Origin of the sequence: Paraflavitalea sp. CAU 1676, from assembly GCF_029223285.1 — a bacterium.
GTDB lineage: Bacteria > Bacteroidota > Bacteroidia > Chitinophagales > Chitinophagaceae > Paraflavitalea.
Genome location: NZ_JARHUJ010000002.1, coordinates 621,532 through 637,551 on the forward strand (window position 1 = coordinate 621,532; position 16,020 = coordinate 637,551).

A 16,020-nucleotide genomic window follows, 5' to 3' on the forward strand; every position below is an offset into this window, starting at 1 on the left:
GTTTTTTCTTTGGGTTAATTAAAAGGAGAATTGCAGGCCTGCGGTAATGGTCTTCATGGGCGGCATCACGAGTCCCTGTGTTTCGGGATCAAAGCCGTCATAATTGGTGATCGTTACCAGGTTCTGTCCCAGCACATACACGCTCAGGTTGCTGATCTTGTACCGCTTCACGAATTTGGACAGGTCGTAGCGCAGGGAAACATTCTTCAGCCTGATATACGACGCGTCGCCCCACACAGCTGATGACAGCCTGTACTGATCGTACAGCACGTTGGAGGCGAGGGTGGTGGCTTTGGGTACCGGCGCATAATCGCCGGCCTTCTGCCAACGGTTGAGCGCGCTTTCGTCTTTGTTCTTCATGATGCCGTATACATACGAGAGGTACCCGTAATTAACACCGGGCCCTTCCTGCTTCACGAACTGAACAAGGAAGTCGAGTTCGAAACCTTTATAGCTGAAACTATTCTGGAGACCGCCATAGTAGTCGGGCATGGTTTTACCCAACACCACATAATCAGAATTCTCCGTCAAACTGGCGGGGTTGCCGTCGATATCCTGGAAGGTGGCTTTACCGGTTTGCGGATCTACTCCGGTAGACTTGTATCCTTTCATGATCGTCAATGATTTCCCGATCACGTAGTTATTGGTATACGCAGAAGATTCGAAGTTGTCGAATTCCTTGAGCTCGTTCTTGTTGACGGTGATGTTGAAGGAGGTCTTCCAACGGAAACTCCTGTTGTCGATATTGGTGGTGGTGAGGTCAAATTCCCAACCGGAGTTCAATACGGTGGCGGGGAAGTTGGCTACCAGCGATTCCCAACCTGTTTGCGGACTTACTGCATATTCGACCAATTGGTTCGTCGATATATTGCGGTAATAGTTGGTGTTCAACAATACGCGGTTCTTCCAAAAACCGAGTTCCAGGGCAGCTTCCAGTTTGCGGTTCTCTTCCCAATGATAGTTGTCGTTGAACAAGCGCGACACCGACAATCCGGCTATACCATCGTAGGGATAGGCAGTAGAGGTCCAGCTATCGAGGTATTGGTAGTCACCCACCAGGTCGTTGCCGGTAGTGCCATAGCTGCTGCGCAGCTTACCAAACGTAAGGATGTCGGTAGATGGGAAGAAGGATTCGTTGGTGAATACCCAGGCTGCACCAATGGCGCCGAAATTACCAAAGCGCTTACCGGGGCCGAAGCGGGTAGACCCATCGCGGCGGGCAGTGGCGTTGAGGATATAACGCTCGTCATAGTTATAAGTAACCCTTCCGAAAAAGGCGTTGTACCGGTAGAAGCGATAGGTTGAAGGCCGGGCGGTGAGTTTGCCGGCTGCTTTGATGTCTTCCAGCAGGGCATCGCTTGAGAAGTTTTCGCCCGTTACCCCAGTGCCTTCGCGGATACTCTCCTGCCAGGTGGCGCCTGCCATGACCGACAGGTTGCCTTGGCCAATGGCACGGCGGTAGTCTACCTGCGGCTCCACGATATAGGAGTTGGTGCTGGCATCGCCAAAATAGGTCATGCTACCGGTTGACGTGGTGGGGTTAAAGGTGGCGTTGGGATATACCTGTAATTGATCGAGGGTAGTGCGGGTGTAGCCCAGGTTTACTTTAGCATCCAGACCGGGTATAATGGTATACCGGATGTTAGCATTGCTCACCAGGTTATTGGTACGGTTATTTGACCTTCTCAATAAGTATGCAGCTGGGTTCTGTTCGTTCAGGAACCAGTAATACTTTCCATTGGCATCGTACAAAGGATAGTTGGGCGCCAGGTTGTAGAAGGAGGTAAGATCGCTGGCCAGTGAATTATCGCGGGTGTTGGTATAGTTGACCGAGGCGCTTACATTGAATTTTCCATCGAACGCAGTATGATCCACATTGAAGTGTACACCACCACGTTTCCAGGCCAGGTCGTTGGGGAGTACGGTGGTTTCGCGGCGATAGGATCCACTGAGGAGGAAACGGGTTTTGTCGTTGCCACCCGATACGGAGCCCTGCACATCGGTAATGCCGGCAGTGTGGCCCATCATATAGTCCTGCCAATCGGTTGTTTTGTTTTGATCCCAGGTTACGAGATCGGGGGCCGTGGTAGCGTCGTAGGTTTTACCATCGTTGGCAAAGGCTTGCTTGCGCATAGCGATGTATTCGGGCGTGGACAGCATATTGAGCTTGTTGACCACTTTGCTACCACCAGCGTAGGCGTTAAAATTGAAGCGGGTGGTGCCTGCTTTTCCCTTTTTGGTGGTAATGAGGATGACCCCGTTGGCGCCTCTAGATCCATAGATAGCAGTAGCGTCTGCATCCTTCAGGACGTCAATCCGTTCAATATCGGCCGTGTTGATGGACGACAGGGGGCTTTGGTTGCCATTGGCTGTGGTGAACTGGTTGAGTGGCTCGGAGAAGAAGGGGACACCATCGATGATATAGAGTGGTTCATTGCCACCGCCGATGGAGTTTTGACCGCGCAACATTACTTTAAAGCTGGAGCCAGGGAGACCGTTGGAGGAGGCTACAAAGAAACCGGATACGCGGCCCTGCAGGGCTGCCAGTGGATCGCTCACGGGCTGTGATACCAGGTCCCTGCTTTTTACGGTTGACACGCTTCCGGTATTGCTACGGCGGATGGCAGTTCCGTAACCAATCACTACCGACTCATCGAGCTCGCTGTTGGCGGGGGTGAGTTGGACGTTGATGGTGGCGGAGTTGGCTACTTTCACTTCCTGTAACTGGAAACCGACGTAGGAGAATACAAGTATTTGACCTGGATCAGCGTGTAGTTTATACACACCTGCTGCATTGGTTGCAGTACCATTAGTTGATCCTTTGATATTGATGCTTACGCCGGGTAATGGAACGCCGGAAGGATCGGTGACGGTACCGGTAATCTCCTGGCGAACGGGTGCGGCAGCACTAAGGGGAATGGGTATTATTGATGCTGGCTGTGCCCGGCTGATGATGATTGTTTTTCCTTCAATAGCATAGTCCAGGGGTTTGCCGTTCAATATGTTCCTGAGAAAACTCTCGAGGGGCTGATTGACCGCCTGAACGCTGATGGGCGCCATTCCCTGCACCTGCTTATAGTCATAGAATACAACGAAGCCGGTTTGCTTCTTGATGGCAGTAAAGACCTTTTCCAGCGAAGCCTCGCGGGCGGTATAGGTAATGGTTTGGGCGGTGGTTTTGGCACTCACCTGCAACATGGTAACAGTTAATAAGAGAACAGTCAGCTTCATCACTAACAGCATTTGTTGGTTGACCACAGACCCGGGCAAAAATCTCCTGCCGGGCCCCTGATCGAAAAGAGCCTTTAATTGCATACTTTCGTAGTGTTTTGGTTTAACAATAAACATCCTTACATCCCGATTCTTCGGGACATTGTTTAACCCGCCTTTCTTTGGTGTTACAGCGGGCTGTTAACCGGAACGATCCCCGGAAAGTGCCGCGAACACTTTCCGGTTTTTTTTATCCGGTAATTCGTTTCCATACCGATGGTATGAGGCTGTATGTTCCGGAGATTACCGGAACAGCAATGTTGATGTGCTTTCTTAGGATAGATCCTTTGTTCTATTGTGAGGTGCGGACGAGGTTCAATGGCTTAGTGTACGATCAACTTTTTATCTTCTATCGAGCATTCAATGCCCATTCGTTTCAATATCTTAATGACCTGCGACAATTGCAGGTTGCGTTCTATTTCGCCCCCGAATAAGCGGTCGGGTACCGGTCCGCGGTACTGCACTTCCACATCGTACCAGCGCGCCAGTTGCCGCATGACGGTGGGCAGGTCGGCTTTTTGAAAGTTAAACAGACCATTCTTCCAGGCAACTACCTGGTCTACGTCTACCTGTTGAATGCGGATAGCACCGGATGCCTGTTGACCTGCTGATGCTATCATGGCCTGCTCGCCGGGTTGCAGTATCTTTTCCTGCGCGAGCGTTTTTCCTGCTGTTGCCTGAGCCCTTACCCTCACTTTCCCTTCGAGCAAGGTTGTTTTGATGGAAGGCTCATCGGCATAGGCGTTAATATTAAAATGTGTTCCCAGCACTTCTACTGCCATGCTGCCGGTTTCCACGATAAAAGGCATTTTATGCGTTGCGGTTAACAGGGTGGCGACTTCGAAATAGGCTTCTCCTTTCATAGTAACCTTTCTTTCGTTACCGGTAAAGGCAACGGGGTAGGTAAGGGAGCTACCGGCGTTGAGCCATACCCTGGTACCATCGGGTAATACTACCTGGAACTGGCGGCCCCTGGGGGTACTGATGGTATTGGTGGCCGTGAGGGACGGTGTTTCTTTGGAAGCCTGCTGGTAATTAAGTTGTCCATCGTGCAGCAACACCTGTGTGTTGCCCTGGGTGGCTACGGTTCCCTGACCGGCACTGTCCAACACGAGTTGGGATCCGTCGGCAAGGGTGAGGATGGCGCCAGATTTACCAGGGGCGGCATCATAAACGGGAAATGATGGCCGCCCCTTGACGGTAATCGCATTATTATGCTGTTGGAGGGAAAACCAGGTAATGGCGCCGGTGAGCAGCAGGAATACGGCGGCTGCGGCCCAGCGGTTACGTCGAAGCCAGTTCAGGCGTACTACCCGCTGTTGAGGCTGCGAGATACGCTGCCGCAATTGCTGCAGGATGATCTCCTTTTCGCCGGGTGCTGCGTTGCCGGTTGTTTCTTGCAATAGCTCATCGATCTTATGCGGCAGGGGGCTATCGTTTTCCCTGATCAAATGCAGGAATTCGGCGAGTTCTGCTTCTGTAAGCAGTCCTTCCCGGTAGCCCTTCCATAATGTTTCAAATCTATTCATACGATGTGCTGTTGGTAAAGACGGGGTTTATGAGGGCTGGTATGACAAGCTGGAAAAATATTTTTTTACTGCCATATTTCCAGCAGGGTCATGATGAGCAAAATGCCCTGCGCATGGGTGAGCAGGTATTCGCGAATGGCAGTCAGGGCGCGCGACATATGGGTTTTCACGGTGTTCTTAGACACCTGCAGGTGTTGGGCGATCTCATCCTGCGTCCAGCCACTTTCGCGGGTCAGCAGGTATACCTGGCGTTGTTGTTCGGGCAGTTGAGCGATGGCTTTGTGCACGAGCGTCTGCGATTCCTGGTAGAGCAGGCGTTGATCGGCCCCGAGGGGACTTTCTGTGAACCAGGTTTGAAGGTGTGTGGCGAACGGTTGTTCGTTCAGTTTCTTGCGGAGCTCGTCGTAGATATGGTTGCGGGCAACGATAAACAGAAAGCCGGTAAAATTGTCTTTGTGGGGCAGTTCTTCGCGCACGAGCCAGAGCTTGAGGAAGATCTCCTGCACCATATCCCGGGCGATTTCGCGCGATTTGGTGAGGGTAAAGGCTACTTCATAGATGCCCTGCCAGTAATAGTCGAAGAGTTGTTCAAAGGCCGCCCCATCGCCGCCTGCAATGCGCGATAACAATTCTTTTTCATTATGTAATGGGTTGATAGGCACGGGTTACTGTCCTGCAATTGAAAATTAAGGCTTGATGAATATATGTTCCAGGACAGGTTTAGGCTAAACGGTAAAGATACATAAAAGCAGGGTTTTTATCCGTGCAATAGGGCAGGGTAGGCAAAAGCACCAAAAAATGATTATCTTGATCCGGTTTCGTATATAGCTAACTGTTCCATAACCCACACCCTCAACGTGAAACAGCTCCGCATTAACCAGGCAACTGCCGCTTTATCCGGCGCCCTTATTATTATTCTATTTACGTGGTTTGGCCTGAAGGGTCAACGATACTTTCCGCAGGCATCCCTGACAGCAACCACTGCGCCATCACTGACAGATCCCGATATGACGGCGACTGTGTTGCCACAGATAGATCCCGCTATTGATGCGGAGATTTTGCCGCCGGGTACAGCTCCTGTTATTACCTCTTTTTCGCCCTTGTCGGCTCATGTTGGAAGCACTGTGACCATTGCAGGCAGCGGGTTTGACGCGGTGCCGGAAAGCAATGTGGTGTATTTTGGTGCGGTGCGTGCCGTTGTTCAGTCTGCCTCTACCAGCTCTCTGGTGGTAACCGTGCCGGCGGGCGCCAGCTATGCACCGATAAGAGTTACGAGCTTTCAATTGAATGCCTGGTCGGCCCAACCCTTTGTGGTTACGTTTGCCGGCGGCGGCAGCATCCATGCAGCTTCCTTTACAGAGAAGATTGCGCTGAACCTTGCACCGGCTATTCCGCTCCATATTACACAAGGCGATATCGATGGCGATGGTAAAACCGACCTGGTGGTAACGAAGGCGGTGCTGGGATCGGCAGCCGATAGCGGTTTCCTGGTATTCAGGAATACCAGCACCACCACCACGGTTTCATTCGCGAACCCTGTTGCCTATTCCATGCGCCAATGCCGCGCTACTGCCATGGAGGATGTGGATGGTGATGGGGTGCCCGATGTAGTGGCGGTGGGCGGCGATTCGATCTATCTATACAAGAACAATTCAACAGCCGGCAATATTTCGATTAGCCTACAACACCGCAAGGTGAGTTATGCCGCCCTGCTGGATGTGGCGTTGCGCGATATGGATGGGGATGGTAAAACCGATGTGATCGTTCATAAAATAGGGGCGGAGGAATTTGACTACTCTTTTGTCTTTGCTTATCCTAATACCAGCACTGCCGGTACGATCAGTTTTAGCAATTTTACCAATTCCAGTTCCCTATCGGGGCAGAGCCGCTTTTTACAGGTGGCAGAACTTAATAATGATGGCAAGCCTGATATGCTGGCAAATGCGATCATCCGCAATAAAAGCACGAAAGGAAATATATCGCTGTACGACCCGGTAGGGTTGAGTCTGCCCTGGCATGCTGCTGCTGCCACCGGTGATATCGATCAGGATGGATTGATCGACCTGGTGTACATCGACAGCATTGCGCACAAAGTGAGTGTTGCACGCAATGTGTCTTCGGGCGGCACTATCAGCTTTGCCGCACCTGTAGAGCTCATCGCTACAGCGTCGCCCGATGGGGTGGCCATCAATGATCTCGATGGCGATGGCAAAGCCGAGATCATCCTGGCGTTGAGCAACTATAACTATGGCGTATTTAAGAATATCAGTACGGCTGGTTCGCCGGCATTCTTACCCATGCAGGCCTTTAAGGCTGGCAACTATCGTGGGCGGCGGCTGGTGGTAGCTTCAGATATCAATGGAGACGGGAAAGCAGATGTAGTGACGGGCTCTGCTGAAGGCAGGTCTGTAAACGTATTTATCAATGAGGTAAAGGCTGCTCCTGTTATCTATGGTTTTACCCCGACGATTGGTGAAGCCGGTACTGAAGTGACGATCAGCGGCGCCAATTTCGATGGCAGTACGGGCGTGAGCTTTGGCGGGGTGGCTGCGGCTTCTTACCAGGTTGTTTCTTCTTCGACGATAAAAGCCACTATAGGAACAGGTGCTACCGGTGCCGTGGTCGTGACCAACGCGCAGGGCGCTGGTGAACTGGGCGGCTTTGTATTTGGACTGCCTCCCCGGATAAGCTCCATCGCTCCCTTGCAAGGCCCCATTGGCGCTACGGTTACCATTACGGGCGATCATTTCAGTCCGGTGGCTGCAAGCAATATTGTTTATTTCGGAGGCGTGAAAGCGAAGGTGAATAGCGCGACCGCCAATGCTATACAAGTAACTGTACCGGTAGGGGCAGGCTATCGTCCGCTTTCTGTTACTACCAATGGCAGAACAGCCAGTTCGACCCAGGTCTTTACGGTGACCTTTCCCGGCGCCACCGACACTTTTTCGCGTGCATCGCTCGCGGGGCCCTGGGAAAAAAATGTCGCCAGCACCTATGAAATGACCGATATGGATGGCGATGGTTTACCCGATATGGTGGGCACCTTGTCTTTTTATGCAGGGCAGGGCGTAAGTATTTTGAGGAATATGAGTGTGCCTGGCAATTTTGCGTTTGGCAACGCCCATATATTTCCCACTGCGGCGCTGAACCGGGTGATAACGGCCGACCTGGATGGAGATGGGCTTCAGGATGCGATTACCACAGGTTCTTCCAATATTTCGGTGCTGCGCAATACCAGTACACCCGGCAATTTTGTATTGAGTGCCCCTACCTATTATAAGACCGGACATTTTGCTACCCGGCCGTGGAATGTACGGGTGGAGGATGTAGATGGCGATGGAAAACCGGATGTGATCGTGGCCAATGACATCAGCCGAACCGTTGCGATCCTGAAGAATATCAGTACAGAAAATGCCATTGCACTTGCGGAGCCGGTAGAGTTCGTTACGCCTGCCTATCCCGATGATGTTGAGTTCGGTGACCTGGACGGCGATGGTAAGCCCGAAATGGTCGTAGCCTCGCCCAGCTATAGGTATGAAATATATGTTTTCCTGAATACCGGAAAGCCGGGTACGATCGCTTTTGCGCCGTATAAGGCCATTCCGATCGGTTCTGCCGGTATAGACGTTTCAGTAGCTGATATGGATAACGACCAGAAAAACGATATCCTGGTGGAGGGGAGTCTGGCGATGTCCGTGCTGGCCAATCAAAGCACGGCAGGTAATCTCTCGTTTACACGCTTGAATTTCCCGGCAGAGAATTACGGGAATGCTAAGGGCATCGGTGATCTCGATGGAGACGGCCGGCCCGAAGTGGTGACGGCGAATGCCTGGTTGGGCTCGAATAAGTGGTTTACCGTTCTCAAGAATAACAGCACGCCGGGTAACCCTTCTTTGCTCAAGCCTACTGTATTTACCCCCAGCGACGAGTACGGTCAACCCATTGTGGTGGATGCGGATGGCGACAGCCTGCCCGACCTCATTCTTCCCTGGGGCAGTGCGACCATTATTTACCGCAATATCATTGGCAAATCGGCCCTGGTGCGGTATTGTGTCAATGGCAATACTTCCATCAAGGCCGGCATCACCGGCAGCGGCTATCAATGGCAGCAAAAAACAGGCAGCGGGTATGTCAACATTGCTGATAACAGCAATTTTGAGGGCGCCAATAAAGAGCAGCTGCAGGTTAAAAGTATTCCGGCCGACTGGGACAGCAAACAATTGCGTTGTATCATCGACGGGAAACATGAAGGGGTTGTGTACAAACTGGTAGCAAGCCCAGCAGTAACGCCTGCGGTGACGATCGCTGCAACAGCTACGACTATTTGCACCGGGGTGCCGGTGACTTTTACTTCCACCATTGCGAACGGGGGGAATCAACCCACGTTTGAGTGGGCGAAGAACGGGTCAACATTCGGCAACAACTGGCATACGGTCACTGTCGATAAACTGGTGGACGGTGATGCCATTACGGCTAAGCTATATAGTAATGCCTTGTGTGCGACCAGTAGCCAGGTTACCAGTAATACGATCAAGATCAGAGTCAATGCGGCTGCAGCCTCTGTGTCTATTGCCGGTAATACCGTGGTAGAGCAGGGCAAGAGCGCCGATCTGACTGCCACGATCGTTAATGGGGGCAGCTCACCGGCAGTTCAATGGCAGGACAGCACCGATACACGTGGCTGGGTCAATATAGCCGGCGCCACCAATAATGTTATTACCTACAAGCCAGCCGTAACGGGCGTGCGGTTGCGCGCCCAGCTTATCAGTAATTCCAATTGCGTATCGACGAATCCGTGGTTGAGCAATGTGCTCCAATTTACCGTAACGGCGGTGACGGCGATCGGGCCGGAGCCTGCAGCCAATTGGGGTATCCGGTATTATCCCAATCCGGTTACGACAGAATTGATCATCGATAGCCTGCGCCGGCAGGATCAGTGGGAATCTGTTGCTGTGACGGGGGTGAATGGCAAGCAGGTCATTTTAACGAAGGCTGTTAACGGACAAAGCAGGGTAGTGGTGCCCACCGCGTCGCTTGCCAAAGGTTACTATGTGGCGATCCTGCGGCGCAAGCGTGGCGCGCCGGTATACTTCCGGTTCATGAAACTATAAGGTCGTCTCTTAAAAAAAACGTCTGCAGGACTTGCGTGCTGCAGACGTTTTTATTTATTGCCGGTATAATTTCTATCCGAGCTTTTCGAGGCGCAGGTCCATGCGCTTATCTTTCTTAAAGTATTCAAGGATCATGACAGAACCTGCCTTGGCCGGGAATACTTTCATGTTGCTGGCCTTGGACTTCAGTTCGATCTTGTCGGTACTGAACTTGGTGCCGTTGAAGCGAATGGCGTTGAAGGTTTGGCCTTTGTATTCTGAGCTTCTTACCCAGTCGCTGTAACAAATGGTGAAGGCGCTGTTGTCCTGTTCGGCTGTCGTGAACTCATAATCGAACGAACCCCACATCTTGAGGTACATGGCGATGGCATGCTGGCTATTGTAGTCGCTGATATTACTCAACATGGCATCATTTTGTTGCTTCTCATAGATCTTAGCGTTGGACACTTTATACTTCTCATTGAACTCCATCAATACCATGTCGGTGATCACGATCTTGGTAACGCCTGCGGTGCTTCTGCCGCCGGCCAATACGGTAAGACCGATTCCCAGTGCACTGGCTTTTCTCTTATAGCCTTCGCCCACCACATAGAGTTTGCCATTGGGCGCTTTGATCAGTTTATGGATAAAGAGGAAACCAACATCATCGATCTTTCCTTTGGAATTCGTAGGGAGGTATTTGGCAAAATCGCCACCCCAGGAGTTGTAGGTTTTGTTAATGATCTTGCCTTTGCCATCGACTTCATAAATAGCGAGGCCGAGGCTGGCATCTTTGGCAATATTGGCATTGCCGGGAAAGTAACTGCCCATTACCACCATTTTACCGGTGCCTGGCAGTTTGATCACGCTGGTAGGCAGGAATTTGTATTCGTTGTCTTCGGTTTCTTCAATTTCAAACTCTTTCTTTTTAGTGACGAAATTGATGCCGATGAGGCTGGCGCCTACTTTACCGCTCAACATTCTTCTTTTCTTCATTACTTCCAATACGATCAGGCTGTCGGTGCTGCCGAGGAACTCCGCCTGCGCATATCTTTCTTCATCATCCGTGGGAACATAGGTCCACTGCTTTTTGTTGGTGGCTGAATAAAAATCCACTTCGTAGGTTCTTTGTTTACCATCGCGCAGCGGCAGTACGGATGCATATCCCTGTTCGCCCAGGTCGAATACGTTCTGATTGGTGCCCTCATCGGTACGGAGGGTTTCATATTGTTTCATCAGATCGTCGGTCCTGCTGTCGTATTCACGGGTATAGGAATATTTCAACTTGCCATCGAGGGTATACAATTTCATCTCCAGCACCTTGGAATCTGTGTTCTTGAACAGGAAGGCCAGGGTAGCGCCATTGTAGGCAGCTTCGAGCAGGAGGATGTTCTTCGAGTCCTGGAATTTGATGTCCTTCACCTTGTTGAGGTTCTCATCCAGGATCTGGAGGGTGTATTCGTTGGTGCGTCTGTCTATTTTATCGCTCTGGTACAGGAAGAAATAACCACGGATCTGGTTATTCTCCATAATGGTACCGCTGTTGCGCAAATAGGTGGAATACACTTTGTCGATGCTCAGTTTCTGCTGCGCATACAAGGTATGGCCGGCAGAACCGAAACAGAGGGCGGCGATCAAAAGCTTTTTAATCATTTTCTGTTGTTTAGGTGGTTCGTTTTGGGTGTTTAATTACTCTTTTACTATCTGGGCGCTTTTACTATAGGCTTCTTTGAAGGGAGCGTAGGCAGTTAGTGTGGCCTGATGACGGCCCAGGAAATGATAGCCGATGGCGGCCATATCTTCCCGGTGCAGGTTTTGTACGAACTGCAATACCAGATTATAGCTGGATGCATAACCAGGTGCGGGCAGGTCGATGCTTCTGCCGAGTGTATGTGCTTTTTGTGCATCGTACATGGCGTTGAACAGGTTGCCGGCGTGGGTTATGAGCCAGGGATCGGCCGGGTTTTCTTTGAGCACCAGGATGGTGAGGTAAAGACTACGGGTGTAATTGTTTGCTTTGTAGGTATGCGCTACCATCTCATACCGGAACTCCTGCCGCAGTTTATTGAACGTGCTTTTGCTAATGACATCGGTTTGGCGGGCCCTGGCAGCCTGCCCGGCCAGTATGGTTTGTACTTGTTGAATGCGCAGCTGGCAATCGGGGTGAGTCTTGAGTGAATCGGCCAGGGGCTCCTCTTCTTTGAGCTCGGCATGGCCTCCCAGCAATCCCTGCTGCTTTGCGATCCATTTCTTTTGAAAAGGATAGCCGGGGCTATGGAACGCGGACTGCAGCGCTTCGGCGGTATTGAACCGGTCGACGTCGATGGTATCGAGCAGGGCGAGGGTACCGACGGCTCCCTGCGGATCAAAGCGGGTATTGCTCATGAGCGCTACCGCTACGGAATCGGCTTCGGATTCGTGGTCGCGGCTATGGCGGCGGTTGCTGAACGTGAGCCCTTTTACGAGCTTCTCAAACTGCTCACGCTTGCCGTACTCGCTGCCTTTTATTTTGCGCAGTTCTTCCTGTATCTCTTTCGAGTTGACCCTGGTAACATAATTATTGATGGCGTTCTCGCTGTGGTTCATGAGGTAGTGCGCTATTTCGTGGGCGATGACGAAGGCTGCCTGACTTTCATTATCGAGCCGGTGAAACAGGCCCATATTGATCAGTATGATGCCTTGCCCGATATAGCTGGCATTGGGTACTGAGGAGCGGGAGAAATAGCAGCGGAAATCCTTGTGCATGAGCACGGGATTGCTCTGGCGGATCTCATTGACGAGCTCATCGAGGTATTGCTGGGCTGCTTTATCGGTATGGATCTCCTTATCATCGAAGCGGGCCTTGATATTTTCCCAGCGGCTCTGGTAGATCTTTTTATAATCATCGCGGTATTGCGTGGGCAGGCTGGCCAGGCGGGCCTTGTGTTGGGCTTCGTATTGGGTGAAGAGTTGCTTCAGGAGGCTTTCATCTTCCTGCGCCGGCTGATAGGGCAGGTTTTGCGCCTGTACCGTCATGTACAGGGTTATCGTACAAACAAGTGAAAGCAGACGTATCCTTAACGGATACCAGGTTTGGCTGGCCGGTTGGCAGGGTTTCATAACGAGGGGTTGGTTGCTATTGCTGCAAATAACGTTAAAAAATAGCTGGTTTCGCCAATCTGGATTGAATAACGTTTATTGGTAGTATTTATTATTGAATTGCCCTGTATGGCGTTTGAATTGTTGTGCGGGTTAACCAACTGTTTTTGGATGGTCTGGGCCTGTAGCTGGTGGGCGGCTGGTGTGCCAATCGCTGGTTCGTGTTTATATTTAGACCAAATTGCCCTTTATTTCGACAAACGGTAAAGATGGGGGCTTTGTGACGCCTTTAAATTGCCTAACTTTATTGCACTCAAAATGAAATCCTTATGGCTCTTTTTAAGCTTACTGTAAACGGTAAAGAACGGCAGGTGGACGTAGAAGCCGATACCCCGTTGTTGTGGGTATTGCGCGACAGCCTGCACCTGGTGGGTACCAAATACGGTTGTGGGGTTGCACAGTGCGGCGCCTGTACCGTGCATATGAATGGTGCGGCCGTGCGTTCGTGTATCCTTCCGGTATCGGCCGTTAAATCGCCTATCACTACGATCGAAGGTTTGTCGGAGAACGGCGACCATCCTGTGCAGCAGGCCTGGGATGAGGTAGACGTGCCGCAATGCGGTTATTGCCAGGCAGGACAGATGATGACTGCTGCCGCCTTCCTCAAAACTAATCCGAAGCCTACCCTGGAAGAGGTAGCCAGTGCGATGCACGGTAATCTTTGCCGTTGTGGCGCCTATCATAGAATCCGCGAAGCCGTTTTAGTAGCCAGCAAAAAAAAGTAACACATGGAAAGCACTCAACAACATACTAGCAGAAGGGACTTTCTTAAATGGTCCACGTTCACTGCCGGGGGCCTCGTACTGGGCTTCAAATGGAGCGGCGCTGAGGCACAAACTGCCGAGGTGTTTGCTGCCGCCCCCAGCGCCGCGCCGGTGGCGATGAACCACTATCTGTCGATCGGTACCGATGGTATCGTTACGATCTTTTCGCCCAATCCGGAGCTGGGGCAAAACATCCTGACCTCTTTTCCGATGATCGTAGCCGATGAGCTCGATGCGGACTGGAAGCAGGTGAAAGTGTTGCAAGCTCCTTTCGATAAACGCTTTGACCGCCAGTTGACCGGTGGCAGTGGTGCGGTGCCGCATTCCTGGCCCTTGCTGCGCAAGGCCGGCGCCACCGCACGCGCCATGCTTATTGCTGCTGCCGCTAAACGCTGGGGTGTTCCTGAATCGGAATGTACAGCCAGCGACAGCTTTGTGATCCACACACCCAGTGGCAAGAAGCTGGGATATGGTGAGCTGGCAACAGAGGCTGCCGCTATTCCGGTGCCCACTACGGTGAAGCTGAAGGATAAGAAGGATTTCAAACTGATCGGTACTGCCGTGAAGAATGTCGCGAATAAAGATATTCTAACCGGTAAGCCATTATATGGTCTTGACTTTTACCGCGAGGGGATGTTGTATGCGATGATCCAGCGGCCACCGTCTTTCGGTACCAAGGTAAAATCGTTCGATGCGACGGCGGTGAAGGCTATGCCAGGCATTATCGATGTGGTGCAGACTCAGAATGGCGTTGCTGTGGTGGGCAAATCGACCTGGCAGGTGATGAAGGCTAAGAAAGCACTGAAGATCACCTACGAGAAAAGTGGCAATATTGAATCGTCTGCCGATCATGATAGAATTTTCCTGGAGCAACTCGATCATGGCAAAGCTGTTGTTAAAAGACAGGATGGCGATGTAGAGGCTGCTTTCAAGAATGCGGCTAAGGTGGTGAAGAAGGATTATCAATGTCCGTTCCTGCCACACAACCCGCTGGAGCCGATGAATTTCTTTGCGCATGTGAAAGAGGATGGGGTAGAGCTGGTAGGCCCTTGCCAGATCCCGGGCAGTGCACGTACAGCTGTTTCCAAACTGCTGAATATTCCGGAAGACAAGATCACGCTGGAGCTTACCCGGTTGGGTGGTGGTTTTGGTCGCCGGTTGTACAATGACTATGTGGTAGAAGCTGCTGAGGTTTCTTCGCTGGTGAAGGCTCCGGTAAAACTGATCTGGTCGAGAGAAGATGATATGATGGGTGGCACGTACCGCTCGGCCATGCGGTATCGCTTTGAGGCGGCGCTGGATGATAAAGGCAATATGATCGGTTATAAGTTGCGGGGTGTTGGTATGAACGACAACAACACTACCCGTGAACATAATTTCCCTTCGGGCGCTATCGACAATCTGCTGATTGAAACGATCAACAACCCTACGCCTATCACCACTGGTGCGTGGCGTGCACCAGTGACCAACTTCCTCGCGTATGCTGAACAAGCTTTCATCGATGAGGTGGCGCAGGCGGCGGGTAAGGACCCGGTTGAGTTCCGCCTGGAGTTATTAGAGAAAGTTAAGGCCAAACCTGTTGGCCGTACGGACTATAATGTAAACCGGATGATCGATGTTACAAAGCGCGTAGCTGAACGTTCGGGCTGGGGTAAAAAGAAAGGTGTGTTCCAGGGTTTCAGTGTTTACTATTCGCACCGCTCTTATGTAGCACAGGTGGCGGAAGTTGTGCTTGAAAAAGGTAAGCCTGTGGTGAAGAAGATCTATGCGGTAGCCGATTGCGGTCAGGTGGTGAACCTGGGCGGCGCCCAGCAGCAGGTGATGGGTGGTATCGTGGATGGCATGGGCCACGCGTTGTATGGCAAGTTCACCTTCAAGGAAGGTGCTGCCGAACAAAACAACTTCCATAATTACCGGCTGATCCGTATGAAGGAGATCCCTGAGATCGACCTGTTCTTTGTAGACAGCGGTTTCGACCCTACGGGATTGGGAGAACCTGCCTTGCCGCCTACTGGTGGCGCGGTTGCTAATGCCATCTTCAAGGCTACCGGCAAGCGCATGTATTCGCAACCCTTCCTTGAGACGGATGTGTTTACCAGCACGAGTGGAAAGAAGACATTCTAAGTCAAGGTTGACATAGACAGTAATAAACAGGGCGGCTGGATAGCCGCCCTGTCCTTTTATCTGCCATTACAGCCTTTCGTACAATTGGCTGGCTGGCTTCATGAT

The 16,020-nt window shown here is 51.5% G+C and carries 8 protein-coding genes; 3 read left to right on the plus strand and 5 right to left on the minus strand.

The annotated features are described in order from the left end of the window. Positions 1–18: 18 nt before the first annotated feature. The 3 genes from P2H89_RS07190 to P2H89_RS07200 all read right to left on the minus strand — a co-directional run bounded on the left by P2H89_RS07190 (position 19) and on the right by P2H89_RS07200 (position 5,461). Complete coding sequence (locus tag P2H89_RS07190; RefSeq protein ID WP_275825910.1) at positions 19–3,315, minus strand: TonB-dependent receptor; 3,297 nt, start codon at positions 3,313–3,315, stop codon at positions 19–21. 278 nt (positions 3,316–3,593) lie between these two features. Then, positions 3,594–4,799: a FecR family protein gene (locus P2H89_RS07195; protein ID WP_275825911.1), complete on the minus strand. Its 1,206-nt coding sequence runs from the start codon at positions 4,797–4,799 to the stop codon at positions 3,594–3,596. Between the two features lie 65 nt (positions 4,800–4,864). After that, positions 4,865–5,461, minus strand: coding sequence for an RNA polymerase sigma-70 factor (locus tag P2H89_RS07200; protein ID WP_275825912.1), 597 nt, complete (start codon positions 5,459–5,461; stop codon positions 4,865–4,867). A 195-nt stretch (positions 5,462–5,656) separates the two neighbouring features. Between P2H89_RS07200 and P2H89_RS07205 the strand changes: the two genes are divergently transcribed. Further along, positions 5,657–9,910, plus strand: a complete 4,254-nt coding sequence (locus tag P2H89_RS07205; protein ID WP_275825913.1) for an FG-GAP-like repeat-containing protein — start codon at positions 5,657–5,659, stop codon at positions 9,908–9,910. A gap of 72 nt (positions 9,911–9,982) precedes the next feature. Here P2H89_RS07205 and P2H89_RS07210 read toward each other — a convergent pair whose 3' ends face one another. Both P2H89_RS07210 and P2H89_RS07215 read right to left on the minus strand, forming a co-directional pair. Next, positions 9,983–11,542: a DUF6770 family protein gene (locus tag P2H89_RS07210; protein WP_275825914.1), complete on the minus strand. Its 1,560-nt coding sequence runs from the start codon at positions 11,540–11,542 to the stop codon at positions 9,983–9,985. A gap of 36 nt (positions 11,543–11,578) precedes the next feature. Continuing rightward, positions 11,579–12,988, minus strand: a complete 1,410-nt coding sequence (locus tag P2H89_RS07215) for a M48 family metallopeptidase (protein ID WP_275825915.1) — start codon at positions 12,986–12,988, stop codon at positions 11,579–11,581. 308 nt (positions 12,989–13,296) lie between these two features. Here P2H89_RS07215 and P2H89_RS07220 point away from each other — a divergent pair, with 308 nt between their 5' ends. Both P2H89_RS07220 and P2H89_RS07225 read left to right on the plus strand, forming a co-directional pair. Continuing rightward, complete coding sequence (locus tag P2H89_RS07220; RefSeq protein ID WP_275825916.1) at positions 13,297–13,752, plus strand: (2Fe-2S)-binding protein; 456 nt, start codon at positions 13,297–13,299, stop codon at positions 13,750–13,752. Between the two features lie 3 nt (positions 13,753–13,755). Next, positions 13,756–15,915 carry a molybdopterin cofactor-binding domain-containing protein gene (locus tag P2H89_RS07225; protein WP_275825917.1) on the plus strand — a complete coding sequence of 720 codons (2,160 nt, stop codon included), beginning with the start codon at positions 13,756–13,758 and terminating at the stop codon, positions 15,913–15,915. Positions 15,916–16,020 lie beyond the last annotated feature (105 nt).